This is a genomic window from Pannonibacter phragmitetus DSM 14782, assembly GCF_000382365.1.
In the GTDB taxonomy this organism is placed as follows: domain Bacteria; phylum Pseudomonadota; class Alphaproteobacteria; order Rhizobiales; family Stappiaceae; genus Pannonibacter; species Pannonibacter phragmitetus.
The window spans coordinates 161,330-186,221 of sequence record NZ_KB908222.1; the positions used below are offsets into that span (position 1 = coordinate 161,330).

25 protein-coding genes are annotated in these 24,892 nt (G+C 62.5%); 16 read left to right on the forward strand and 9 right to left on the reverse strand.

The window, feature by feature from the left end:
• Positions 1 to 113 precede the first annotated feature (113 nt).
• On the reverse strand, positions 114 to 1,115 hold the full coding sequence (locus H163_RS24400) for a hypothetical protein (RefSeq protein WP_147290458.1): 1,002 nt from the start codon (positions 1,113 to 1,115) through the stop codon (positions 114 to 116).
• A 152-nt stretch (positions 1,116 to 1,267) separates the two neighbouring features.
• Between H163_RS24400 and H163_RS0113470 the strand changes: the two genes are divergently transcribed.
• The 6 genes from H163_RS0113470 to H163_RS0113495 all read left to right on the forward strand — a co-directional run bounded on the left by H163_RS0113470 (position 1,268) and on the right by H163_RS0113495 (position 7,272).
• The gene (locus tag H163_RS0113470; RefSeq protein ID WP_026355824.1) at positions 1,268 to 1,912 is read left to right on the forward strand and encodes a thiamine phosphate synthase; all 645 of its coding nucleotides are present in this window, start codon (positions 1,268 to 1,270) and stop codon (positions 1,910 to 1,912) included.
• Entirely contained in the window at positions 1,909 to 3,219 is a 1,311-nt protein-coding gene (locus H163_RS22810; protein WP_019965122.1) for a tetratricopeptide repeat protein, read from the forward strand. The genes H163_RS0113470 and H163_RS22810 overlap by 4 nt, the downstream gene beginning before the upstream one ends.
• 143 nt (positions 3,220 to 3,362) lie before the next feature.
• Positions 3,363 to 3,926, forward strand: a complete 564-nt coding sequence (efp, locus tag H163_RS0113480) for an elongation factor P (RefSeq protein WP_019965123.1) — start codon at positions 3,363 to 3,365, stop codon at positions 3,924 to 3,926.
• 81 nt (positions 3,927 to 4,007) lie between these two features.
• Positions 4,008 to 4,802 (forward strand): inositol monophosphatase family protein, encoded by a 795-nt coding sequence (locus H163_RS0113485; protein WP_026355825.1) that lies wholly within the window; start codon positions 4,008 to 4,010, stop codon positions 4,800 to 4,802.
• A 442-nt stretch (positions 4,803 to 5,244) separates the two neighbouring features.
• On the forward strand, positions 5,245 to 6,237 hold the full coding sequence (locus H163_RS0113490; protein ID WP_019965125.1) for a flagellar motor protein MotA: 993 nt from the start codon (positions 5,245 to 5,247) through the stop codon (positions 6,235 to 6,237).
• A gap of 3 nt (positions 6,238 to 6,240) precedes the next feature.
• Positions 6,241 to 7,272, forward strand: a complete 1,032-nt coding sequence (locus tag H163_RS0113495) for a peptidoglycan -binding protein (RefSeq protein ID WP_019965126.1) — start codon at positions 6,241 to 6,243, stop codon at positions 7,270 to 7,272.
• Between the two features lie 444 nt (positions 7,273 to 7,716).
• On the opposite strand, the gene H163_RS0113500 is transcribed toward H163_RS0113495, so the two are convergent.
• Positions 7,717 to 8,451 (reverse strand): DUF1013 domain-containing protein, encoded by a 735-nt coding sequence (locus tag H163_RS0113500; RefSeq protein WP_019965127.1) that lies wholly within the window; start codon positions 8,449 to 8,451, stop codon positions 7,717 to 7,719.
• Between the two features lie 187 nt (positions 8,452 to 8,638).
• On the reverse strand, positions 8,639 to 9,649 hold the full coding sequence (locus tag H163_RS0113505) for an NAD(P)H-quinone oxidoreductase (RefSeq protein WP_019965128.1): 1,011 nt from the start codon (positions 9,647 to 9,649) through the stop codon (positions 8,639 to 8,641).
• A 297-nt stretch (positions 9,650 to 9,946) separates the two neighbouring features.
• On the opposite strand from H163_RS0113505, the gene H163_RS0113510 reads away from it, so the two are divergent.
• Complete coding sequence (locus H163_RS0113510) at positions 9,947 to 10,153, forward strand: DUF1192 domain-containing protein (RefSeq protein ID WP_019965129.1); 207 nt, start codon at positions 9,947 to 9,949, stop codon at positions 10,151 to 10,153.
• A 377-nt stretch (positions 10,154 to 10,530) separates the two neighbouring features.
• On the forward strand, positions 10,531 to 11,070 hold the full coding sequence (rcdA, locus tag H163_RS0113515; RefSeq protein ID WP_019965130.1) for a protease adaptor protein RcdA: 540 nt from the start codon (positions 10,531 to 10,533) through the stop codon (positions 11,068 to 11,070).
• Positions 11,071 to 11,156: 86 nt separating this feature from the next.
• Here the strand turns inward: rcdA and H163_RS0113520 are convergent, their stop codons facing one another.
• A complete protein-coding gene (locus tag H163_RS0113520) occupies positions 11,157 to 11,933 on the reverse strand; it encodes a sulfite exporter TauE/SafE family protein (RefSeq protein ID WP_019965131.1) in 777 nt (258 codons plus the stop codon).
• 220 nt (positions 11,934 to 12,153) lie between these two features.
• Between H163_RS0113520 and H163_RS0113525 the strand changes: the two genes are divergently transcribed.
• A complete protein-coding gene (locus tag H163_RS0113525) occupies positions 12,154 to 14,070 on the forward strand; it encodes a propionyl-CoA synthetase (RefSeq protein WP_019965132.1) in 1,917 nt (638 codons plus the stop codon).
• 112 nt (positions 14,071 to 14,182) lie between these two features.
• Positions 14,183 to 14,974 carry an SDR family NAD(P)-dependent oxidoreductase gene (locus H163_RS0113530; RefSeq protein ID WP_026355827.1) on the forward strand — a complete coding sequence of 264 codons (792 nt, stop codon included), beginning with the start codon at positions 14,183 to 14,185 and terminating at the stop codon, positions 14,972 to 14,974.
• Between the two features lie 63 nt (positions 14,975 to 15,037).
• On the opposite strand, the gene H163_RS0113535 is transcribed toward H163_RS0113530, so the two are convergent.
• The gene (locus H163_RS0113535; RefSeq protein WP_019965134.1) at positions 15,038 to 16,837 is read right to left on the reverse strand and encodes an ABC transporter transmembrane domain-containing protein; all 1,800 of its coding nucleotides are present in this window, start codon (positions 16,835 to 16,837) and stop codon (positions 15,038 to 15,040) included.
• 290 nt (positions 16,838 to 17,127) lie between these two features.
• Here H163_RS0113535 and rpmE point away from each other — a divergent pair, with 290 nt between their 5' ends.
• Positions 17,128 to 17,352: a 50S ribosomal protein L31 gene (gene rpmE, locus H163_RS0113540; protein WP_019965135.1), complete on the forward strand. Its 225-nt coding sequence runs from the start codon at positions 17,128 to 17,130 to the stop codon at positions 17,350 to 17,352.
• A 198-nt stretch (positions 17,353 to 17,550) separates the two neighbouring features.
• On the opposite strand, the gene H163_RS0113545 is transcribed toward rpmE, so the two are convergent.
• Positions 17,551 to 17,730, reverse strand: coding sequence for a YdcH family protein (locus H163_RS0113545; RefSeq protein ID WP_026355828.1), 180 nt, complete (start codon positions 17,728 to 17,730; stop codon positions 17,551 to 17,553).
• Between the two features lie 377 nt (positions 17,731 to 18,107).
• Between H163_RS0113545 and H163_RS0113550 the strand changes: the two genes are divergently transcribed.
• The 3 genes from H163_RS0113550 (at position 18,108) to H163_RS0113560 (ending at position 20,058) form a co-directional block, all read left to right on the forward strand.
• Complete coding sequence (locus tag H163_RS0113550; RefSeq protein WP_019965137.1) at positions 18,108 to 18,314, forward strand: YdcH family protein; 207 nt, start codon at positions 18,108 to 18,110, stop codon at positions 18,312 to 18,314.
• A 130-nt stretch (positions 18,315 to 18,444) separates the two neighbouring features.
• The gene (purE, locus tag H163_RS0113555) at positions 18,445 to 18,942 is read left to right on the forward strand and encodes a 5-(carboxyamino)imidazole ribonucleotide mutase (RefSeq protein ID WP_019965138.1); all 498 of its coding nucleotides are present in this window, start codon (positions 18,445 to 18,447) and stop codon (positions 18,940 to 18,942) included.
• 6 nt (positions 18,943 to 18,948) lie between these two features.
• Positions 18,949 to 20,058, forward strand: a complete 1,110-nt coding sequence (locus H163_RS0113560) for a 5-(carboxyamino)imidazole ribonucleotide synthase (protein ID WP_019965139.1) — start codon at positions 18,949 to 18,951, stop codon at positions 20,056 to 20,058.
• A gap of 81 nt (positions 20,059 to 20,139) precedes the next feature.
• On the opposite strand, the gene H163_RS0113565 is transcribed toward H163_RS0113560, so the two are convergent.
• Positions 20,140 to 21,540: an MATE family efflux transporter gene (locus H163_RS0113565; protein WP_019965140.1), complete on the reverse strand. Its 1,401-nt coding sequence runs from the start codon at positions 21,538 to 21,540 to the stop codon at positions 20,140 to 20,142.
• Positions 21,541 to 21,936: 396 nt separating this feature from the next.
• On the opposite strand from H163_RS0113565, the gene rpsU reads away from it, so the two are divergent.
• Both rpsU and H163_RS0113575 read left to right on the forward strand, forming a co-directional pair.
• Entirely contained in the window at positions 21,937 to 22,161 is a 225-nt protein-coding gene (gene rpsU, locus H163_RS22815) for a 30S ribosomal protein S21 (RefSeq protein ID WP_040678867.1), read from the forward strand.
• 215 nt (positions 22,162 to 22,376) lie between these two features.
• Positions 22,377 to 23,228: a tetratricopeptide repeat protein gene (locus H163_RS0113575; protein WP_019965142.1), complete on the forward strand. Its 852-nt coding sequence runs from the start codon at positions 22,377 to 22,379 to the stop codon at positions 23,226 to 23,228.
• Positions 23,229 to 23,237: 9 nt separating this feature from the next.
• On the opposite strand, the gene H163_RS0113580 is transcribed toward H163_RS0113575, so the two are convergent.
• Complete coding sequence (locus H163_RS0113580; protein WP_244296164.1) at positions 23,238 to 23,930, reverse strand: pseudouridine synthase; 693 nt, start codon at positions 23,928 to 23,930, stop codon at positions 23,238 to 23,240.
• Positions 23,931 to 24,026: 96 nt separating this feature from the next.
• Positions 24,027 to 24,311: an aa3-type cytochrome c oxidase subunit IV gene (locus H163_RS0113585; RefSeq protein WP_026355830.1), complete on the reverse strand. Its 285-nt coding sequence runs from the start codon at positions 24,309 to 24,311 to the stop codon at positions 24,027 to 24,029.
• Positions 24,312 to 24,892: the final 581 nt, after the last annotated feature.

The following is a 24,892-nucleotide window of genomic DNA, read 5'->3' on the forward strand; positions in this document are numbered from 1 at the left end:
CTTACTCCAGGATCAAACCAAGGCCGGGGCGTCGCTCCGGCCTTGGTTTTGCGTAGCACCGGCGAAAAATCTAGTCCGGCATCCCAGACATGCGATAAAATTACACAAGCCGCTCAACCATGAAGTATGGGGCTCCGATAGTTCTCTAGAAAATTTCCACATTTTTCATTTTCAAGACTAACAATTGGATTCGACGAAAGTTTTAATAATTCACACAGCTTTCTTTTTATAAAGATTTGATTTTGATCAGAAATTCCATAAGAAGTTCCGTAAACACGGGCACTTGATGAAGTGTCTATTTCCAGAATTTTTAGATTTATCTCCATAAAAGAGAAACCAAGAAAGACAATAACTTCAGATTTTTTCAATATACTCTGAATCTCTTGAGACTTTCTACTATCTTTTTGCTCTGTAAAAGTCTTCACCTCAAGTGATCTTTTTTGCAAAGAATGAAAGTCAAGATCTAGACCAAATCGCGTATCCCCACCCCAGTTACCTACAATATCCCCAACAGATCCATACACATGTACAATATTCATTGATTTAACAATATTCAAAGAATCAATTTCAGAAATAAGAAAATACCTTTGCAAGGCCTTCCATATATAAAACTCGATACATCTATCATAATTGAATACAATCATACTTACATTTGAAAATATGTCAGCGACATCATCTGAGGAAACAAATTCGTTCGCCATTTTAAAAAAAGCTTCACACCAAAATTTAGAAAAATCTGGCAAATCATGTGGGTTAATTGTATCTGTATTAGAATATTTAAATTGACTAAGCAAACTAACGCTTTCCGATTCAAGAATACACTTGACAATCGCCATTTTTCCGACAGTTTTTATTTCTTCATTTTCTGCATGAGTGTGCAGAAAATTGTCTATGGATATCGCGTGTGGCAACCCCCTCGTAATAGACAAAGCAGCATCACGATACTGGTTCGGTTGAGAGACATACCGCTCACACATTTCCCTAAAGCCACCAGAATAAGATCTATCCCATCGAAGAAATTCAGATATTTTTCCTTTAAGCTCCTCTCCTAAAGGCATGCCAACTTCACGGCTAGCACCGGCACCAATAACGAAAACCGTCTTCTGCTCAAACATGCGCAACCTCAGGAATCGAAGATGAGGCAAAACTAGCAATCTCAAGATAGATACAAAACCCATCTCTGCGCTTGCGTCGTGCTTTTGCCGTCTTTAGGGACATAGGTATGTACCATGTGCCCGCATGCCGGGCCGAACAGACGGATACCGCCTTGAACCGCCCGCGCCTTTATCTGGTTACGCCGCCCGTTTTCGATCTCGAAGCCTTTGCCCCGCGCCTTGAAGCCGCGCTGTCGGGCGGGGATGTGGCCTGCGTGCTCATCTATCAGCCCGAGGCGACCGCCAAGGCCCTGCAGGACACGGCTGCAAAGCTGGTGCCCATGATCCAGAAGGCGGAAGCCGCCGCGCTGATCTACCGCGACACGCAGGTGACCGGCCGCACGGGCGCAGACGGCGCCCATATCGACAGCTCCTTCGAGGACATCAAGCTGGCCATGGAAAGCCTGCAGCCGGCGCGCATTGTCGGCGCGGGCGGCACCAAGATGAAACACGAGGAAATGGAAATCGCCGAAAGCGGCGTGGACTATCTGTTCTTCGGCCGGCTGGACCTTGAGGAGCAGCCCGGCGCCCATGCCAAGACGCTGGAGCGCGCCGAATGGTGGGCGGAGCTGTTCTCCACGCCTTGCGTTGCCCTTGGCGGCAATGATCTGGCCACCCTCGGCGAAACGGCGGACACCAAGGCCGACTTCGTTGCCCTGAAGGATGCCATCTGGCAGCATCCGGAAGGCCCGGCGCAAGCCGTGCGCCTTGCCAATGCGATTCTCGATCAGCACCCGTTTGAAGAGGACGAGGAATGACCCTGCCGCGCCGGACCCTGACCGGAAGCCAGTTTCCCGAAACGGCGGAGGCATCTGCCCGCCCGCCCCTGCGCCGTGGCCTGAGGCCCGGCGCACCGGGTCTGGCTTTGGCAGGTCTGGCGCTGGCTGCGCTCTGCGCAGCCACGGGCAGCAGCTTTGCCCAGACGGCGGCTCCAGCAACGCCTGCAGCCCCGGCACAGGAGCAATCCGCGCCGCCAGCTGCCGAAACTCCGGCAGCCCAAACTCCAGCAGCCCCGGCCCCGGCAGGCGAGACAGCAGCAGGCCAGCCTCCTGCTGCTGCGGATGGCGCTGAAGGCACGGCCGCAGAGCCCGCCACCGAAGCCGATGCAGCTGCACGTGCCCTTGCCCGCTACGAGCCGGAACCGCTTGTCAGCCTGATTGAGGCGGGTCCGCCGCTGATGGAACCGGGTGAGCCGATTGATGCCGATTTCGCCTATGGCGTCTTCCAGCGCGGCTGGTATCTGACGGCGCTTGCCGTTGCCACCCCGCTGGCTGAGGAAGGCGACCGGGCGGCGCAGACCCTGCTGGGCGTGATGCATGAAACCGGCCTTGGCGTGGCGCGGGACTGGAAGAAGGCTGCGGACTGGTATCAGGTCGCAAGCAATTCCGGCGACGCCAATGCGGCCTACCGGCTAGGGCAGATGTATCTGCTGGGCGAAGGGGTTGAGGCCGACAAGAAAAGAGCGGCCGATCTCTTCCAGAAAGCCGCTGATGCGGGCATTCCGGGCGCCATCTACAATCTGGCAATCCTCTATCAGGAAGGCGAAGGCCGCCCCTATGACGAGGAGCGCGCCTCCCAGCTGCTGCTGCAGGCCGCTGAGAAGGATGACGTGGAAGCGCAATATGCCCTCGGCCTCCAGTTCCTGGAAGGCGGCGAGAAAGTTCGCGACCCGATCAAGGGCGCCAACTGGCTGGGCCGGGCGGCCCGGCGCGGACACACCTCGGCACAAGTTTACTACGGCATCCTGCGCTTTCAGGGACGCGGCGTGGAACCGGACGAGGCGGATGCTGCAGACTGGTTCGAGCGGGCCGCGCGGGCCGGAAATCCGGTGGGCATGAACCGGCTTGCCCGCGTCTATGCCTTCGGCCGTGGCCGGCCCGTCGATCAGACCGAGGCCGCCGCCTGGCACTATGTGGCGCGCGCGCTTGGCCTTTCCGATCTGGAACTGGATGGCTACGTGGGATCGCTGGACCAGGAAACCGTGACCAAGGCCATGGAACGCGCAGGCGCCTTGACCGCCACGCTGATCCCCAAACCGCTGGATCCGGACAGAGCCACCCCCTGACAAGTAACCGCTTTGCAGGTTTTTCCTTGAATTTGCGCCCGTTTTGTGTTGGACAGGCGCGTCATTGGTGCCCGCTCGCCGTCCTTATCCGGCAGAGCGTGGATGCACCGTCAGGTTTCACGCCCTAATCAATCGGTCGTTTCATGAAGATCAACGGTAACGAGATCAAGCCCGGCAATGTTCTCCAGCATCAGGAGACGCTCTGGGCGGTCGTCAAGGTGGACCACGTCAAGCCCGGCAAGGGTGGCGCGTTCGCCCAGGTGGAAATGAAGAATCTCATCGACGGCCGCAAGCTGAACGAGCGCTTTCGTTCGGAAGACAAGGTCGAGCGCGTCCGTCTGGAGCAGAAGGACTTCCAGTTCCTCTACATCCAGGAAGACGTCCTGATCTTCATGGACACCGAAACCTACGAGCAGCTTGAGCTGCAGAAGGACTTCGTCGGTGACCGCGCCGCCTTCCTGCAGGACGGCATGATGGTGACCGTGGAACTGCACGAAGAGAAGCCGATCGGCATCACCCTGCCGCAGTTTGTCACCCTGCAGATCACCGAGGCCGATGCCGTGGTGAAGGGCCAGACCCAGTCCTCGTCCTACAAGCCGGCCATTCTGGAAAACGGCGTGCGCGTGCTCGTGCCCCCGTTCATCACCGCTGGCGAGAAGATCATCGTCGACACCGGCACGGTCGAATACGTCCGCCGCGCGGACTGATCTTACTTCTGAAAATCCTTACGCCCGGCGCTCCCCGTGGAGTGCCGGGCTCCCCATTCCAAAGACCCGGCAAGACAGATCATGGCACGTACAGCAATCCTCAACGTAATGGTCCAGGCAGCAATGAAGGCCGGACGTTCGCTCGTGCGTGACTTCGGCGAAGTCGAAAACCTTCAGGTCTCGCGCAAGGGCCCCGGCGACTTCGTGTCTGCCGCCGACCGCCGCGCCGAAGAGATCATCCGCGCCGAACTGACCAAGGCACGGCCCACCTATGGCCTGCTGATGGAAGAATCCGGCGAGACGCCCGGCGAAGACGGCCAGCACCGCTGGATCGTCGATCCGCTTGACGGCACCACCAATTTCCTGCACGGCATTCCGGTCTTCGCCATTTCCATCGCGCTGGAGCGCCAGGGCCAGATCGTTGCCGGTGTCATCTTCAATCCGGTGATGGACGAGCTTTACACGGCCGAGCGCGGCCGTGGCGCCTTCGTCAATGACCGGCGCCTGCGCGTTGCCGCCCGCACCGCCCTGCCGGACAGCCTGATCGGCACCGGCCTGCCGTTCCTTGGCCGCGGCGACCATGGCCGTGCCCTCAAGGAACTGCGCTACGTGATGCCGGAAGTCGCCGGTGTCCGCCGCATCGGCGCTGCCGCGCTCGACCTTGCCTATGTCGCCTCGGGCCGCCTCGACGGCTTCTGGGAGCACAGCCTGAACCCCTGGGACATTGCAGCCGGCATCCTGATGATCCGCGAAGCCGGCGGCTATGTCAGCGACATTGACGGCAAGGACACGATGCTGGAGACCGGCTCGGTGGTCGCTGGCAACGAGTTCATCAAGGCCCAGCTGCAGAAGCTGCTGAAGAGCGCAGCCGAGTAACACAGCAGGCGTTTACAGCAACCCGCACGCCCGCCCGGCATGAACACGCAGCGCAGAAGCCCTATGCTTCTGCGCTGTTTTTTTCTGCCACCTCCAATATTTCCCTTCCGTCTTGCCATGGCTTGACCATGGCATCCATGCCCTTGTCTCTCCCGGACTTCGGCGGCAATGGGCAGGCCTGATGTCCGGCTTTTCAAGCCTTAAAGTCACGGGGTGGATGCCATGGTCAAGCCATGGCAGGACGAAGATGGTGGGGCAGGAGTCTGCCCCCAGGAACGCGCGGGAACCCGGGATTTATCCGTCGAAGGCCGGAGGGCAAAACCGCTCTCCGGCCTTCTGCTTTTCAATTAAGCTTTTGCTAACGCGCGATTAACGGTTTTCAACAAACGGTAAATCGCGCTATCACTGGTGCCAACAGCAACAGGCGGAAGCTCGACGGTTCATGGCACGCGATTTCGATCCCTACAGCCTGTCCAGTCCCAAGGCGTATCTCTCGTTCATGATCATCTTCCTGGTGATCGTTGCCTTCGTCGCCTTCATCCTGAACCAGCAGATCGCCACAGCCTTCATGAGCAATCCCGGCCTCAACGGGATGATTGTGCTCACCGGCCTGTTCGGCATCATGCTGACGTTTGCCCGCGTCGTGCGGCTGTTTCCCGAGATTGCCTGGGTCAACAGCTTCCGCATCGGGGATCCGGGCATCGAAGTGCGCCGTCCGCCGGTGCTGCTGGCGCCGATGGCCTCGCTGCTGGGCAACAAGGTGGGCGAAATGGCGCTGACGCCGACCACCTCACGCTCGATTCTCGATTCCATCGGCATGCGCCTTGATGAGTCGCGCGAGATTGCCCGCTACATGACCGGCCTGCTCGTATTCCTCGGCCTGCTCGGCACCTTCTGGGGCCTGTTGCAGACGGTAAGTGCCGTCGGCTCCACCATCCAGTCTCTGGATGTGGTGTCCGGCGACACCGGCGTTATCTTCGAGGACCTGAAGGCAGGCCTGCAGGCGCCACTTTCCGGCATGGGCACGGCGTTCTCGTCCTCGCTCTTCGGCCTCACCGGCTCGCTGGTTCTCGGCTTCCTCGATCTTCAGGCCGGACAGGCGCAGAACCGCTTCTACACGGAGCTGGAAGACTGGCTGTCCACCGTCACCGAAATCGAGCAGGAAGAGACGCGCGCACCCGTTGCCGCCGCCCCTGATACGGACAAGCTGCAACTGGCCATCGAGCGGCTGCAGCGCGCGGTGGAGGAAGGCGGCAGCAAGGCCGCCAATCAGGCCATGGCAAACCTTGCCGAAGGCATCCAGGGCCTCGTCAAGCACGTGCGCTCCGAGCAGCAGATGATGCGCGAATGGGCCGACACACAGAGCGCCCAGCAGAAGCGGGTGGAGAACCTCCTCTCCTCCATCGCAGCGGCCTTCGACCGCGCCAAGGAGTGATCCATGGCGGGTTTTCGCGGCCGCAGGCGCAATCAGGACATCGACTACTGGCCGAGCTTCGTGGATGCGCTGACCACGCTGCTGCTGGTGCTCATCTTCCTGCTGTCGATCTTCGTCATCGCCCAGTTCGTGCTCAGCCAGCAGCTGTCCGGCCGGGATTCGGTGCTGAGCCGCCTGAATGCGCAGATCAGCGAGCTGACCGAGCTTTTGTCGCTGGAACGGGCTTCCAAGCGTGATCTGGAAACAACCGTAGCCACGCTGCAGGCCAGCCTCGGCGAAGCCACCAGCGAGCGCGACAGGCTCTCCGGCCTGCTGTCTGACCGCGAGGGCGCCGCCGCCAGCGCCGGCGGCGAGCTTGCAGCCCTCGAGGGCACCCTCAACGAGGAGCGGCAGGTCAGCCAGCGCGCGCTGGCGCAGGTGGAGCTGCTGAACCAGCAGATCGCCGCCCTGCGCCGCCAGCTGGCCGCCGCCAATGCGGCGCTGGAGGCTTCCGAGGCCAAGGAAAGCGAAAGCCAGGCCCGCATCGCCAGCCTTGGCCAGCGGCTCAATGCAGCGCTGGTGCAGCGGGTGCAGGAGCTGAACCGCTACCGCTCTGACTTCTTTGGCCGCCTGCGCGAGCTTCTGTCCCAGCGCTCCGATATCCGCGTGGTGGGCGACCGCTTCGTCTTCCAGTCGGAAGTGCTGTTCCCCTCCGGCTCCGACGAAATCAATCCCAATGGCCGGGTGGAACTGGACAAGCTGGCTGAGGCGCTGCTGGAACTTGAGGGGCAGATCCCGGCTGAAATCCAGTGGGTGCTGCGCGTTGACGGCCACACTGATGCGGTGCCGCTGTCCGGCACGGGACGCCTGCGCGATAACTGGGAGCTGTCCTCCTCCCGCGCCACCTCGGTGGTGCGCTACCTGATCAGCAAGGGCGTCGACCCCAAGCACCTCGTGGCCGCCGGCTTCGGCGAGTTCCAGCCTCTGGAGCCGGGCAATACCCCCGAAATTAACGCCCGCAACCGCCGCATCGAGCTGAAGCTGACGGAACGGTGAGGGGCGGAGAGGAAGATCCCGTCTCATTGTTGCCGAATTGACCAGACGCAACTGCCTGCAACAACCCGGGAAGCCTTTCCGGTGTCATCCCGGTTTGCCGCACAGCGGCAAGGCCGGGATCCAGTATTCCCGGCAATGCAGATGGCTTGACCAAGTTAAAGGCGTAATACCGACTCTAGATGAGCTTAACTCATCGAGAGTTGCTCAAACCCTTGCGGCGCTTGAGCATTTTCAAGGCGTGATGCGTCAGCATCTCAGAGCCTTGGTATAACACCGGGGATACTGGATCCTCACCTTCGTGAGGATGACAGGGAGAGCGTGGATGAGCCGCCGAAGAACATGCCGAGCCCCCTAACTGCAGAACTTGATCCGGCCTTATCCGCTCCCAAACAACAAAGGCCGCCCCAATGGGACGGCCTTGCATGATCGCGAAACGCTGACGGCTCAGAAGCGGTAGTCGTCTTCTTCCTCGTCGCCGTTCTTCTTCGAGCCCTTGAGCGCATTGAGCTTGGCAAAGACCGCATCGGCGTCGATGACTTCTTCCACTTCGCGCTGCGGGCGGTCGCGGGTGAAGGCGGCGGCGATGGCTTCCTCGCTCGTGGTGTCTTCCACCGGAGCCAACAGTTCGGTGTAATCGGTCTCCGGACGCGGCGGGGCGTTCTTGGCGGCCTTTTCCACTTCCATGTCCAGCTCAAGCTGGCTGCAGAGGCCCAGCGTCACCGGGTCGGATGCCGTCAGGTTGGACGAGTTCCAGTGGGTGCGCTCGCGGATGGCGGCGATGGTCGGCTTGGTGGTGCCGACGAGGCGCATGATCTGCGCATCCTTCAGCTCCGGATGGTTGCGCACCAGCCAGAGAATCGCATTCGGGCGGTCCTGACGGCGCGACACCGGAGTGTAACGCGGGCCGCGGCGCTTGCTTTCCGGCACGACGACCTTCGAACCCTGCAGCTTCAGCTGATAGTTCGGATCACGCTGCGCACGCTCGATTTCCTCGCGGCTGAGCTGACCGGTCATCACCGGATCCAGGCCCTTGATGCCCTGCGCGGCTTCACCGTCGGCGATCGCCTTCACTTCCAGCGGGTGCAGTTTGCAGAAGGCGGCGATCTGAGTGAAGCTCAGCGCCGTGTTGTCCACCAGCCAGACAGCAGTGGCCTTCGGCATGAGAGGCGTGTTCGACATCGGTGCAAAATCCTCCTGTCGGCTTCCTCGCCCGGCAAGGCGAAAAAGCGGTATTCCATGTTCGAATGAATGGGAGATTGACCTCAATATAGGCTGAGACGGCTTAAAAGGCAAACGCGCAAGCGCGCCTGCCTCAAAGAATCTCGAGATTTCCTGCCGCAACGTCAGACGGCATCACCATCACCGCCTACAGCGTCAGGACAATCTTGCCGATATGGCCGGAGCTTTCCATCCGCCGGTGCGCATCGGCCGCCCGCTCCAGCGGAAAAGTCGAATCCATCACCGGCCGGATGGCGCCGTTTGCGATCAGCGGCCAGACATGCGCCTCAAGCGCCGCCGCAATCGCCGCCTTGAAGTCATTGTCACGCGGGCGCAGGGTCGATCCGGTGTGAATGAGGCGCTTCATCATCAGGCGGTTGAAGTTCACCTCCGTGGCCACCCCGTTGAGATTGGCGATCTGGCAGATGCGCCCCTCGATGGCCGCCACCTGCCAGTTTTTCTCGACATAATCGCCGCCCACCATGTCGAGGATGACATGAATGCCCGCCCCACCGGTGATGCGGCCGATTTCCTCGACGAAATCCTGGGTGTTGTAGTTGATGGCGTGATCCGCGCCGAGCCTCAGCACCGCCTGGCGCTTGTCCTCCGAGCCCACGGTGGTGAAGACTTCGGCGCCAAAGGCCTTGGCCAGCTGGATTGCCGTGGTGCCGATGCCGGAGGTGCCGCCATGGACAAGGAACCGCTCGCCTGCCCTCAGGCCAACGCGGTCGAACACATTGCTCCAGACGGTGAAGAAGGTCTCCGGCAGGGCCGCTGCCTCCACGATGGAAAGACCGGAAGGCACCGGCAGCGCGTGGCGCTCGTCCACCTTGCAGTATTCGGCATAGCCGCCGCCCGCCACAAGCGCGGTCACCTGATCACCGATGTTGAACCGCTCAGCGCCCGGGCCACGGTCCACCACCGTGCCGGCCACTTCAAGGCCCGGCAGGTCGGACGCGCCCTTGGGGGCCGGATAGAGCCCCATGCGCTGCATCACATCCGGCCGGTTGACGCCCGCCGCCTCGACCTTGATGAGGATTTCGCCTTTTTGGGCCACCGGCAGATGCCGCTTCTCCGGCGCCAGCACATCCGGCCCGCCGGGAACCGGAATCGCCATCACGGTCATTTCCTGCGGCAGGCCTGGCGGAATGCTGGACATGGCAATCTCCCTGTATCTGTCTGAAGCGGTTCACACTCTCGCCCGGCACTGTAGAGTCTGTCCGGCGAAAGTGGAAACCGGTTTTCCCGGAAATCGCACGCGAGGCTGCCCTCCCCTCACATGCAAGGTCTCTCCTGAAAGACTGACAGACGCTGCGCCCTGTCCTATTCTTGTCCGCCGGCAGCCGCGCGGCGGGAGGGTTTCAGATCGGGACCTGTTCCGGAATGGGCCACACCAGCCGTGCCAGCCTGTGCCACTGCGCCTGCAAGGCACGGCAGAAAGAAGAGGGGAAGGCTGATGAGTGACGACAACATCTGGGCTGCACCAAAGGCAGCTTCGGCGGTCTTTGTTCCGGGCAGTGATCTCTCGCGCCTGTCCGTGGCCGAGTTGCAGACCGAGATCACCAACCTGCAAGCAGAGATCGTCCGTCTTCAGCGGGAAATTGACGCCAGAAGCGGTGTTCGCGCAGCAGCTGATGCGCTGTTCAAGCCGTCATCATCATGAAGTGAGAAAAAATCCCAGCATCACCAGACCGTTAAAGGTGGCTAACGGAACGGCATAATTAAAATTTTATTCATTTACACGATATTAAGCCTTCCAGACGATAACTGTGTATGTCCAGTTATCTGGATTCCTGAGTGGCTCCTGTCCACTCTGTTTGACGCCTCCCTGTTAATGACTTCGAGCCGCGCGCGCGCGGCTCTTTTTTTCGCCATCGTGACATTGTAAGCAGGGATTCGGTTCACCGCAGCGCCATGGGCAACGCGGCTGGCACGGCAGTTGCTCTTCATCCTGTCAAGAAATCCGCACGTTTCAAATCGGAACAGAAGCGGATGGCTGGTCCGGACAAGGACCGGGGTCAAATGAGAAGGCGTTAACCCATGACGGACGAAACCAGGAAGCTCAGCATCGTGCCGGAAACGGTCAGCTTCGCAGACCGCCTTGCCGCATCCCAGCAGTTCCAGGCGCTGTTCCACGAGGGCATGGCCCTTGTTGAAGAGACGGCCTCCTATCTGGATGGCGACGGCCGCAGCGAATCCAAGCGGCTGGAGCGTCCCGCTTCGCTCGCCTATGCGACCGAATCCATGCGCCTGACGACGCGCCTCATGCAGCTCGCCTCCTGGCTGCTGCTGCAGCGCGCGGTCAACGAAGGCGAGATGTCGTCCGATCAGGCCAGCACCGACAAGAATCGCGTGCGCCTCGACCGGCTGAGCAGTGCCAATTCCGGCAACTCCTTTGATGCCCTGCCGCTGCGCCTGCAGGACCTGATCCTGCGCTCCGTGCGCCTGCAGGAGCGGGTGCAGCATCTGGATGCCATGCTCTATCCGGTGGAAGAAAAGCCGGCGGAGCCGGTTCCGGCCGAAAACCCGGTGGCCCAGCAGATCGACCGCATCTTCGCGGCCTTCGGCAAGGCTGGCTGAGAGCCGGCTTTTCCCTTTCCCCTTCTCAGGCCCGTTCCGGGACAGGCACCGTGCCGTTCCGGAACAGCGGCTGTATCAAGCCGTGATCAGCCCGCGCCAGTAAGCGCAGACAGGCCATCCCAGACCAGCTTGGTGCCAACAACGGCCATCACGGCATAGACCACGCCGTAGAAAAGCTGCGGGCGGACAACCCGCGTCAGCCGCCAGCCGGCCAGCGTTGCCAGAGGCGCCAGCGGCAGCAGCACCGCTGCGGTCGCCAGATTGGTGGTGTCGAACTGGCCCAGCAGGAAATAGGGAACAAGCTTCACCACGTTGACGGTGGTGAAGAAGATGACCGCCGTGCCCGCAAAGAGCGCCGGGGCAAGGCCGCGCGGCACCATGTAGATCTGATAGGGCGGCCCGCCAGTGTGGCTGACGAAGCTGGTGAAGCCGGACAACGTGCCCCAGAAGATCCCCGAGGGCAGATTATGCGGCAGTGCCCCGCCTCCCCTGCGCCCGGGACGGAACCTGTCGGCGACGAAGGCGAGCGAGATGACGCCGACCAGCAGCGTCACATGCGCGTTCTCGACGAAGGCCGCCGTCAGCCAGCCCAGCCCCACGCCCAGGATACCCGCAGGCAGCAGGATTGCGATGGCCTTGCGGTCAAACGTCCCCCGGTAGGCGGCAAGCCCCACGGCGTCCATCACCAGCAGAACCGGCAGCATGATGCCGGCCGCCTGGATGGGCGGGATGACCAATGCCATCAGAGGCACGGCGAGCATGCCGATAGGACCGCCAAAGCCGCCCTTGCCCAGCCCGGCAAGGATGACGGCCGGAATCGCCACGGCATAGAACAGCGGATCGGAAATCGGGGACAGGAACATGATGGGGCGTCCGGCGGGAGGGATCGTTCTGAACTGGACCTGTCTCTTTGAAGCATAGCCAAAGAGGTTAAGTAAACCCACGCCCCTGCGAATGTCTAAGCAGCCGCCCTCTTGCTTGTGCAGCGCAAGCTGCGACATTCTCCGCCACGCGGCCCCGCAAGGCAAAAGCCTGCCCCGGCCGCAAGGGATGGAACCGCCGAACTGTCTGGGAGGACAAGCCATGGCCGCCAGCCGCTATCATGAAACCTATGATGCCTGGAAAAGCGACCCGGAAGCCTTCTGGGCGCAGGCAGCGGCGGAGATTGACTGGTTCCATCCCTGGGACAAGGTCTTCGATGCGCAGGAAGGCGCCTATGGCCTCTGGTTCACCGGGGCCGAGACGAACACCTGCTACAACTGCCTTGACCGGCACGTGGCGCGCGGCCGCGCCGCTCAGGCCGCTTTGATCTATGACAGCCCCATCACCCAGACCCGGGCGTCCTATACCTATCAAGAAATGCTCGACCAGGTTCAGGCCATGGCAGCGGTGCTGCAGGACCATGGGATCGGCAAGGGCGACCGGGTCATTCTTTACATGCCGATGATCCCGCAGGCGGCTATGGCCATGCTGGCCTGCGCCCGGATCGGGGCCATCCATTCCGTCGTCTTCGGCGGCTTTGCCGCCCACGAACTGGCCACCCGCATCGATGATGCCGCGCCCAAGGCGATCATCTGCGCCTCCTGCGGCATCGAGCCCGGCCGCTTGATTGCCTACAAACCGCTGGTGGATGCGGCCATCGCCCAATCGGCGCACAAACCGGACTTCTGCCTCGTCATCCAGCGCCCGCAGCTTGCCGCAGAGATTTCGCAGGAGCGCGACCGCGACTTCGGCGCCCTGACGGAAGCCGCGTTTCTGGCAGCCCGTCAGGTGCCTTGCGTGCCGGTGAAGGCCACTGAACCGCTTTATGTGCTTTACACCTCCGGCACCACCGGCCAGCCCAAGGGCGTGGTGCGCGACACCGGCGGCCACATGGTGGCGCTGAAATGGTCCATGTCCAACCTCTATGGCATCGCGCCCGGCGAAGTGTTTTGGGCCGCCTCCGATGTGGGCTGGGTCGTCGGCCATTCCTACATCGTCTACGGCCCGCTGCTGCAGGGATGCACAACGCTGGTCTATGAGGGCAAGCCGGTGGGCACGCCCGATGCGGGCGCCTTCTGGCGGGTCATTTCGGATCATTCCGTTGCCGCTCTCTTCACCGCCCCGACAGCCTTCCGCGCCATCAAGAAGGAAGACCCCTACGGCAAGCTGATGGAGGATTATGACCTCAGCGGCTTCCGCACCCTGTTCCTCGCCGGTGAACGCGCCGATCCGGACACGGTGCAATGGGCGGAGGAAAAGCTCGGTGTGCCGGTGATCGACCACTGGTGGCAGACGGAGACCGGCTGGGCCATTGCGGGCAATCCGGTTGGCCTTGGCATTCTCCCCGTCAAGCGCGGCTCGCCCACGGTGGCCATGCCCGGCTATGACGTGCAGGTGCTGGATGACGCAGGCCACCCGGTGCCAAACGGCACGCTGGGGAACATCGTCATCAAGCTGCCCCTGCCGCCCGGCTGCCTGCCGACCCTCTGGAACGCGGATGCCCGCTTCCGCAGCGCCTATCTCGAGGAATTCCCCGGCTACTACAAGACGGCTGACGCCGGCATCATCGACGAGGACGGCTATCTGTCGATCATGTCGCGCACCGACGACATCATCAACGTCGCCGGCCACCGCCTGTCCACCGGGGCCATGGAAGAGGTTCTGGCGGGCCACCCGGATGTGGCGGAATGCGCGGTCATCGGCATCAATGATCAGCTCAAGGGTCAGCTGCCGTGCGGCTTCGTCGTGCTGAAGGCTGGCGTCAACCGGCCGCATGACGAGGTGGAGACGGAGCTTGTCCGCCGCGTGCGCGATGTCATCGGCCCGGTCGCTGCCTTCAAGATCGCCGTCACCGTCGACCGCCTGCCCAAGACCCGCTCCGGCAAGATCCTGCGCGGCACCATGCGGCAGATCGCTGACGGGCAGGAGTTCCGCATTCCCGCGACGATCGACGATCCGGCCATCCTTGACGAGATCGAGACGGCCCTCAGGGAATATGGTGTTCTGACAAGGACCTGAGACACAGGGCCGCGGTCAGCCATCGACAGGCTGGCCGCAAGGCCCTATTGTTGCGCGCGGAACGGCCCTCTCCCGGGCGGTTCGCCCCTTGCACAACAACGAGGATTTTCCCTTGTCCCTCACCAACAAGGTTGCCATCGTCACCGGCGCCTCGCGCGGTATCGGTCTTGCCATTGCACGGCGCTTTCTGAGCGACGGCGCCAGGGTCGTCATCGCGGATATCGACGACGAAGCCGGCGAAGCCGCAGCCGAAGAGCTGAAGCCGCTGGGCGATGTGCTCTATGTCAACTGCAACGTCGCCGAAGCGCTGGACGTGCGCAATCTGGTCGCCGAAACGCTGAACGCCTTCGGCGACATCGACATTCTGGTCAATAACGCGGGCATCGTCGCCGGCACCGATTTCCTCAATCTGGAGGAAGCCGATTTTGACCGGGTCATTCAGGTCAACCTCAAGGGCTCTTTCCTCGTGTCGCAGGCCGTTGCCCGCCACATGGTGGAGCGCGTCGAGGCGGGCGGCACGCCGGGCTGCATCATCAACATGTCCTCGATCAACGCAGTTCTGGCGATCCCCTCGCAGATCCCCTACTGCGTGTCGAAGGGCGGCCTTGCCCAGCTGACCCGCGCCACGGCGCTTTCGCTGGCGCCCTACGGCATCCGCGTCAATGCCATCGGCCCCGGCTCGATCATGACCGACATGCTGGCGGCGGTGAATTCCGACAAGGCCGCAAAGAACCGCATCCTGTCGCGCACCCCGCTCGGCCGGATCGGCGAGGCTTCGGAAATTGCCTCCGTCGCCGCGTTCCTTGCCTCGGACGACGCCTCCTACATGACCGGCCAGACGCTCTACGTGGACGGCGGCCGCATGCCGCTCAACTACACGGTCGCCGTTCCGGACAGCGACTGAGCGCTCCCGCATTCAAACAAAAGAAGCGGCGGCCGTTCCCTGAACGCGCCGCCGCAGATTTTTTCAGGCCCCGGCCAGCGCATCCTCGCGGCTGGCGTCGAACTGGAGGCGGGCGAGGCGGGCATAGAGGCCGCCTTCGGCGACGAGATCCGCATGCCGGCCCATCTCGACGATGCGGCCCTCTTCCATGACGATGATCCGGTCCGCCTTCAGCACGGTGGCAAGGCGGTGGGCGATGACCAGCGTGGTGCGGCCCTGCATCAGCTGCTCCAGCGCCTTCTGCACCTGCACCTCGCTTTCCGCATCCAGCGCGCTTGTCGCCTCGTCCAGCAGCAGCACCGGGGCATTCTTGAGGATGGCACGGGCGATGGCAATGCGCTGGCGCTGGCCGCCGGAGAGCGTCACGCCGCGCTCGCCGATCACCGTGTCATAGCCCTGCGGCATAGCGGAGATGAAGTCATGGGCACGGGCAGCGCGGGCGGCGGCATGGATTTCCTCCAGCGAGGCACCCGGGCGGCCATAGGCGATGTTTTCCGCCGCCGTCGTGCCAAACACCACTGTGTCCTGCGGCACCAGCGCGATGCGGGAGCGCAGGGCCTGCGGGCTGACATCGCGCAGATCCACCCCATCAAGACGCACCTGACCGGCCACCGGGTCATAGAAACGCATCAGCAGGTGGAAGAGCGTCGACTTGCCTGCCCCAGACGGCCCGACGATGGCGACCGTTTCGCCCGCCTTCACGTCAAGGCTCACCTCACGCACCACGGGCCCGCCGCCGGTGTGGCCATAGGCAAAGCTGACGCCCTCGAAGCTCACTTCGCCGCGCGCCGGGCTCGGCAGGGGCTTGGGATGGGCGGGCGCCTTGATCACCGGCTCGATGCGCAGGATCTCGCCCAGCCGCTCGGCAGCGCCCGCAGCCTGCGAAATCTCGCCCCAGACCTGCGACAGCTCGCCCAAAGCCCCGGCGGCAAGGATCGAATAGAGCAGGAACTGGCCGAGTTCTCCGCCGGTCATCCGGCCCTCGAACACGTCACCCGCGCCAATCCACAAGACCGCCACCACGCTGGAGGCGATGATGAAGATGGCAAAGCCGGTGAGGAACGCCCTTGCGCCCATGGCGCTGCGTGCCGCGCCGAAGGCCTCTTCCACGGCAAGGCGGAACTTGCCTGCCGCAACGCTCTCGCTGGTGAAGGCCTGCAGCGCCCGGATGGCGCCCAGCATTTCCGAGGCAAAGGCGGAAGCACCGGCCAGCGTGTCCTGCGCCCGGCGCGAGCGCTTGCGCACCGAGCGGCCGAAACCGATCAGCGGCAGCACGATCACCGGAATGGCAGCCAGAACGATGACGGACAGGCGCGGGCTGGTGAAGACCATCAGCGACACGGCGCCGATGAACATCACCAGATTGCGCATGGCGATGGAGGCGCTGGCACCGAAGGCGGACTTGATCTGGGTGGTGTCCGCCGTCAGCCGCGACAGGATCTCCCCCGAACGGGCGCTGTCATAGAAGGCCGGGCTGAGCGCCGTCAGGTGGGCAAAGACATCCGCCCGCACATCGGCAACAATGCGCTCGCCGATCCACATGACGAGGAAATAGCGGCAGGAACTGGCAAGCGCGAGGGCAGCCGCGACGCCGATCAGCATCAGGAAGTAGGAGTTGACCAGCGCCGGATCGCCTGCAGTGAAGCCATTGTCGATCATCCGCCGCACGGCCACGGGCAGAACCAGCGTGACGGAGGCCGCCGCAAACAGCGCCGCCATTGCCCCGGCAACCATCCAGCGGTAACGCAGCACGTAGGGGAGAAGCTGCGCCAGCGGCCGCAGGGAGCGGCGGCGTACTTCAGCCTCGTCTTCAGCGCTCTGCATTGCCGTATTTGCGTCTCTTGCGCCGTCAAACTGCCCGCTCATTTGCCTGCCCGTCAGCTCTGTCAACCTGTCCTGCCATCACTTGGCCCATGGCAGCGGCAATTCCAAGCGGAAAAAGGCGCCTGCAAGCGTTTGCCTGCCCTTGTCTTGCCTGCCGTCTTGAGATATAGCAGCGCCTCATGTTTCAAGGGTCACGCGTGCGGAAGACGTTCGCTGGCTCAAATTTCAGGACTTGCATCTCGCCGGAACGCCCTCACGGGTGTGTGGGCAGGTGCTGGAAAGGACCGGCGATGAAAGCGAACATCCATCCCGATTACCACGGCATCAAGGTCGTGATGACCGATGGCACGGAATACATGACCCGTTCGACCTACGGCAAAGAAGGTGACACGCTCACCCTCGACATCGATCCGACCTCCCACCCGGCCTGGACCGGTGGCGACCGTCAGATCATGGACCGTGGCGGCCGCGTCTCGCGCTTCAAGAACAAGTTCGCAGGCTTCCTGGGCTCCTGAGCCCCAGCACTGCAGATCTTGCAAGCATCAAAAAACCCCCGGACCAGACTGGCCGGGGGTTTTTCGTGTTTTCTGATTTTGTGTTTCTGCGGGTTCCGCTTCAGCCGTTTGGCGCTTCGGCCCCGCCTGGCAGCTGGCGGAAGCCCCGCCAGCTCATGCTTCCTGTCATGTCACAGTTGCTTCAGGTCAGACCAGACCTCAGTGCATCGTGGCTTTCGACTGGATTTTAAAGATCTCTTCCTTGAGCTTGAGCTTCTTGCGCTTCATCTCGGCCAGTTCGAGCGTATCGACACTCGGGTGACGCAGGGCCGTTTCGATCTCTTCGTCGAGGGCTGCGTGGCGGCGCTCCAGTTCTGCAAGATGCGACTGCATTGACATGGATAGTGCTCCTTGTCCTGTTGGCTCAGACAGACAGATGTTGCCACATGTTTTGCCGGCTTGTCGAATGCATTTCGCGGGACCCGCTCTGCATCTGGCGCATAGTGCAGTGCAAAATAAAAACTACACTTACGTAAGAATTAAAATCGCATGAATAATAGAGCCATTCTATTCTACCGCGCCGCACCATGAAACCGGAATTTATCCACGCCCACAATGTGTTGGGGCAATCCGGTGCAAATTTGGCTCGCAGAAACGCAGGCAGCGGTGTACGGTTTCTCCACCGCGATTGGAGTTGCAAGGCGCGACGGGCCGGGGAGCACTTGTGCCAGGATCAGAGCACTTGAGCCCGGCGTGTATTGTGTCTGGGGAGAGCGATGCCGGAAGCTAATGAACAGGCCGTGCGAGTTGAGCTGGCGCAGCTGCGCCAGGAGCACCGTGACCTTGATACCGCCATTCAGGCCCTTGCCGGCACCGGCAGCGCAGATGCCCTGCAGCTGCAGCGCCTGAAAAAGAAGAAACTGATGATCCGCGACCGGATCGCCATTCTGGAAGACCAGCTTTTCCCGGACATCATTGCCTGATCCTCAGGGGCTGAAAAATGCCGGATCGCAGGCCCTTGCGGTCTTGCGCCACGCCTTGCCGTGCCTATAATCCGCGCCTTCTCAAGGCTTGATGCGCCAGCATCTCAGAGGCTTGGCATAAGGAGACAGCATGGCAAACGGGCCCGCACCGGTCGCAATCATCATGGGCAGCCAGTCCGACTGGCCGACCATGAAACACGCCGCAGATACGCTTGACCGTCTGGGGGTCGCCTATGAGGCCCGCATCGTCTCCGCCCACCGCACGCCCGAGCGCATGTTCGACTTCGCCAAGGCCGCACGCGGAAACGGGGTCAAGGTCATCATCGCAGGTGCCGGCGGGGCCGCCCATCTGCCCGGCATGACCGCCGCCCTCACACCGCTGCCGGTGTTCGGCGTGCCGATCGAATCGCGCACCCTGAAAGGCGAAGACAGCCTCCTGTCCATCGTGCAGATGCCGGCCGGCATTCCCGTCGGCACGCTGGCCATCGGCCGCGCCGGTGCCGTCAACGCCGCCCTGCTCGCCGCTTCCGTTCTGGCGCTAACCGATGAAGGTCTGGCTGACCGGCTCGACGGCTACCGCGCCGAGCAGACGGCTTCCGTTGCCGATTTCCCGAGCGACGAGGCCTGATCCCGGATGAGCCAGTTTCCTGACGACGGCCGTATTCTCAAGCCCGGCAGCACCATCGGCATTCTCGGCGGCGGCCAGCTGGGCCGCATGCTCGCCCTTGCCGGTGCCAGCCTTGGCCTGAAGAGCCATATCTATTGCCCGGAAGCCGGAAGCCCCGCCTTCGAGGTCGCGGCAACGCACACGCAGGCCGCTTATGAGGATCCCGCCGCGCTTGAGGCCTTTGCCCGCAGCGTCGATGTGGTGACCTACGAATTCGAGAATGTGCCCGGCCCGACGGCGGCGCATCTTGCCTCCTTCGTGCCCGTCCGCCCCGGCCCGCGCGCCCTTGCCGTGTCGCAGGACCGGCTGAGCGAGAAGGACTTTCTCTCCGGCGCAGGCATTGCCCTTGCCGGCTATGCCGCCATTGACAGCCTTGCAGATCTGAACGCCGCGCTTGACCGCTTCGGCGGCCAGGGCGTCCTGAAGACCCGCCGCTTCGGTTATGACGGCAAGGGCCAGGCGATGATCCGTGACCGCGCCACGGCGGCCGAAGCGCTGGCAAAGCTCGGCGGCAAGGATCTGGTGCTGGAACAGCTCATCCCCTTCACACGTGAAGTCTCTGTCGTCGCCGCACGCGGCATCAACGGGGATATTGCGTGCTACGACATCACCGAGAACCACCACGAGCATCACATCCTCAAGACCTCCACCGTTCCGGCCAATGTCACGGCCGCCACGGCGGCAAAGGCCTTGGAGATTGCCCGGCGCGTGGTCGATAGTCTGGGCTATGTGGGCGTGACGGGTGTGGAGATGTTCGTCACAGGCTCCGGTGCGGACGAGGACCTTCTGGTCAATGAGATTGCCCCGCGCGTGCACAACTCCGGCCACTGGACGCAGGACGCCTGCCTCGTGTCCCAGTTCGAGCAGCACATGCGCGCCGTTGCAGGCTGGCCGCTGGGCAATCCGGCGCGCCACAGTGATGTGGTGATGGAAAACCTGATCGGCGCCGATGCCGAAGGCTGGGCCGCTGTCCTTGCCGAGCCCGGCGCAAGGCTGCATCTCTACGGCAAGGCCGAAATCCGGCAGGGGCGCAAGATGGGCCACGTCAACCGCATCCGCCCGAAGGCAGGCGGCTGACATCCGGGTGGCGTCATGAAGTCAAAAGGCCCGGTGGACATGCTCCGCCGGGCCTTTTTCTGTGTCTTCAGACCTGCCTGATCAGCCGCCGGGCACCAGTCCCAGCCGCTCGCGCTGGGAGAAGCGCCAGATGGCGAGGACGGACGTGAAGGCCAGCCCAACCGCCAACCCCCACCAGATGCCAACGCCCCCCAGCCCAATGACGAAGGCCAGCACGTAAGCGGTGGTCATGCCGACGGCGATATACCCGGCCAGCGCCAGCAAGAAGGGCACCATCGTGTCCCCCAGCCCGCGCAGAATGCTGCCAGCCGCCACCTGCGCCCCATCGGCCAGCTGGAAGATGGCCGCCACACCGAGAAGCACCGCAGCCAGCTCCAGCACCGGCGGGGTATCTGGCAGGTTCTCATCCAGGAACAGGCCCACCAGAAACTCCGGAATGGTCCAGAAGGTGATGGCTGCACAGCCCATGGAAACGAGCGCAAGGCCGAGCGTGACCCAGCCGGCCCGGGCAACCGCTGACCGGTCCCGCTGACCGGCAGCGATGCCGATGCGGCTCATGCCCGCCTGGCTGATGCCCATCGGGATCATGAAGGTGATGGCTGCCAGTTGCAGCGCAATGCCATGCGCCGCAAGCGGGATCGTGCCAAGCCAGCCCATCATCAGGGTCGATCCAGAGAACAGGAGCCCCTCGGCCACGATGGTCGCACCAATCGGGCTTCCCAGCTTGATGATTGTGAAGAAGTCAGCCCAGTCGGGCCGCCAGATCCGGCCGAAAATGGCAAAGCGGCGCAAGCGGCGGTGCCGCGTGACATAAACCGCCAGCAGCAGGAAGCCGAAGCTGGACGTCAGGACCGACGCAATGGCCGCACCGACAAGCTCCAGCCTCGGGAAACCGAAATTGCCGAAAATGAGCAGATAGTTGAAACCGCCATTGAGGAAGGCGGACAGCACCGTCACCCACAGCACCATCTGCGTCAGGCCGGTGACCGTCAGGAAGGAGCGCAGGGCCATCACGGCCAGCGCCGGGAACAGCGACCACTGCATCACCCGGACATAGGCCCCGGCGGCGGCAGACACCTCCGGCTCCTGCCCCAGAACCAAAAGGATATCCTCGCTGAACCACAGAAGCAGCCACACCGGCACACAGTAGCAGGCGACGATCCACAGCCCCATGCGCACGGAGCGGCGCATGGCGCGCGCATCCTTGCGCCCGCGTGCGGCGGCTGCCAGCGGCACGATGGCCTGACAGACGCCCATGCCGAACAGCCAGAACAGGATGTAGACATTCTGCGCCAGCACCACCGCGCCCAGCTCGACGGCACCCAGCCAGCCCACCATGATCACGTCAGTGGTGTTGATCGCCATCTGTGCCAGCTGGGCACCCGCCAGCGGCAGGCCCAGCACGAGTGTCGGGCGGATATCACTGAGCCAGAGGCTCTTCGCCGGAAGAGCGGCAGAGGTGTTCGGGGGTGAGGTCTGCATGACAGGCTCCGGAAAGCGCGGCAGGCACGTCTCCCGTCAGATCATTGGCATGCGGGGGCGGCGCGATGAAGGGACTCCCCACCGGCATGAGAGGGCATGCCTGTTTGATGGGCAGAAAGACGTAGACCCTTTGGCATCCCCTGTCCACCCGCAATCCAGCCACACCCGGAATGCAACCAGCTCTGTGGCAGGGGGAGCAGTCCGGCTCCCGCGCAAGTGCTGATCGCAAGCAGAGTGGACATTGCGGCCAAATTCTGATAACACGCGCGCCAGTGAGCGGTGGTGGCTGCGAGAACAGGCCTTTCAGGCCGGGGCGCGCCACTGGCCTTGCTTTCTAAACATCATGTCTACAGCACCCCTGCCTCCGGCGGGATGCGGAACGATAGGGTCAGACGCGTGCAGGTTCTGGTTCGCGACAACAATGTTGATCAGGCGCTTCGTGCGCTGAAGAAAAAGTTGCAGCGTGAAGGCGTATTCCGCGAAATGAAGCTTCGCGGCCACTACGAGAAGCCTTCCGTAAAGAAGGCGCGCGAGAAGGCCGAGGCTGTGCGCCGCGCCCGCAAGCTTGCGCGCAAGCGTGCCCAGCGCGAGGGCCTTGTGCCCGGCCGCGCCACGCACTGAGAGCTGGTGAGACACCGGCCAGGCGTGCTGCGCCTTTCCAGGGCACAGCTCTAACATTTTGGAAAAGACCGGCTGGTTCTCCGGCCGGTCTTTTCGTGTTTGCGCAAGTCCGTGAGAACCTTACGGCAGATGCGCAACACTGGCATTGTCAAAGCGCATGAGAGACGGCAGGGTGAAGCCTCCATGAGGCCTCTGCATCAGGACGGATGATTCGGATGGGCGTTTTTGCAGGCATTCTTCCCCGCACGCGGCTGGCGGGCACCCTTGCGGTCTGCCTTGTTCTGGCGGCGTGCCAGACCTCGGACATCTATTCCAATGTGCCGATCGACCGGGCGGCAGGGTCCAGCGCCAACATCGACTCCTTAAGTGCGGTGATCCAGTCCAACCCGCGTGACGCCAGCGCCTACAACACGCGCGGCATTGCCTATGGCCAGGCCGGCCGTCTCGACAAGGCGATGGAAGACTTCAACGCCGCGCTGAAACTGGACCCCAATTCCTATCAGGCATTCGCCAACCGGGCGCTGGTGGAACGGCGCAGGGGCAACATGCCCAACGCCATTGCCGATTACGACCGGGCATTGCGCATCAACCCGGCCTATGACACCGCCCTGATCGGGCGCGGCAACACCTACCGTCTGATGGGCCGCTACAACGAGGCCCTGCGCGATTTTGACGAGGCGATCCGCCGCAATTCCTATGACGCCCGGGCCTTCCACAACCGGGGCCTGATCTATCAGGCGCAGGGCCAGCACACCTTCGCCATCGAGGACTTCTCGACCGCGATCGTGCTGAACCCCAAGGCGGAAGAACCCTATACCGCGCGCGGCATTTCCTATCTGAAGATCAACGATCCGGCAGCTGCCCTTGCGGATCTTTCGGAGGCGGTCAACCTCGACAAGAACTCCGCCATGGCCTGGGCCGGACGCGGAGTGGCGCTGGAAATGCAGGGCAAGTTCACCGACGCCGTGCGCAGCTACAACCGCGCCCTCGGCCTCGACAGCAACAACGATCTTGCCCGCGAAGGCCTGGGCCGCGCCCAGCGCGCCCAGCAGACAGCCTCCCGCTAACTCCGCCCCTCAGAACGGCGCGGGCGCCTCGAAACGAAGGCGTTCGCCCGTGACCGGATGCGTGAACTCCAGCATCTGCGCGTGCAGCGCCAGACGCGGGGAAGCCTTGCGAGCCGCCTCATGGGCATAAAGGCTGTCGCCAATGATGGGGTGGCCGAGGCTGAGCATATGCACCCGCAACTGGTGCGACCGGCCCGTGATGGGCGTCAGCAGCATGCGGGTAAAATCCCCCTCAATGCCCCCATTGCGCCACTGGGTCACCGAAGGACGGCCCTCCTCGAAACAAATCTTCTGCTTCGGCCGGTTCGGCCAGTCGACGATGAGCGGCAGGTTCACTTCCCCCGCCGCAGCTTCAACGTGGCCATAGACCAGTGCCACATAGGCCTTGTCCGTCTCCCGCCTCTCGAACTGCATCGAAAGCTGCCGGTGCGCCTCCGCGTTCAGGCCCATGACCATGATGCCTGAGGTATCGAGATCGAGCCGGTGGACGATACGTGCACCGCGCACCATCCGCGACACGCGGGTGGCAAGGCTGTCATCGCGCCCCTCACCCTTGCCCGTGACACTCAAAAGCCCGTGCGGCTTGACCACGACAAGCACGTCCCGGTCCTGAAACAGGATCTGCAGGGGGCCTTGCGGCGGCGTGTAATCAAAGGGAAGCGGCTGGCTCTGGTCCATGCCAGAGCGTATGGCGCGGCGCATGCGCATTTGCAAGAAAAAGCCGCGGACAGCGCCACCCGGACATGACAAAGCCCGCAGCACTGGCTGCGGGCCTTGCAGTATCCCCGAAGGGATGGATCAGACGGTCAGGATCGCCAGAACGCCGGTCAGGGCGAAGACGGCGGCGGGCGGGATCCAGCCCTTGTCGCCAAGGGCGAAGCCGATGCCGACGGTCACCAGATTGGCGATCAGCATGATCCAGCCGAGAACCAGCGCAGCCGTGCCGCCAAAGGCAAACATGAGCAGCGTCACCACGATGGACATCACCGAGATCGTGCCGATCTTCGAGGCGTTGATGAAGCCTTCGTAGGTACGCTCGTGCTCGGCGTAATCCATGGAAGAAGAAGAAGTGGAGTTGGACATCAGATTCCCCCGGTTCCGGTCATCCTTTTCTGTTTGCATCGCTCTCACGACCGGCGCCGCCAGTCAAGCCCCGAGGTGCAAAGATGTCAGTTTGGAAGGGGGCGGGGCTTTGCGCAAGAATGGCATTTCCGTTTGATGAGAATAAATTATGGGAATGCAGAACAAGCACAGGGCGGCAGCCTGAAAGAAAACGAAGCCTATGCGTCCCTCACAGGTCCCGGCCTTGTGCCCATACGCGCTAACTTATGAATTTCATTGATTGGTATTTTGGCTTTTTTCTTGTCGGCTCTCGCAGGTGCCGGTCGATCTTTTGGATGTTTGCACGGATCTGAGCGAGGGTTGGCTGCACGATGATTGTGTTTCGCAGCCACGCGGTCAGTTTCTTGAGGCGCCGCCACACAGTGGGGCTTGTCAGGCGCCCTTGGCTGAGTGTGGAGAGACCTCGAACTCGCTGGTGAGCGGTTCGAGCAGCAAAGCCATGATCAGGTGGGCCAGAACCCAGGGTCTGGCGGACGTTTCACTTGTTCCGGGCGGGGTTTTGAGGCCGATCAGGCTTTTCAGGCGCTTGAAGGCCAGTTCGA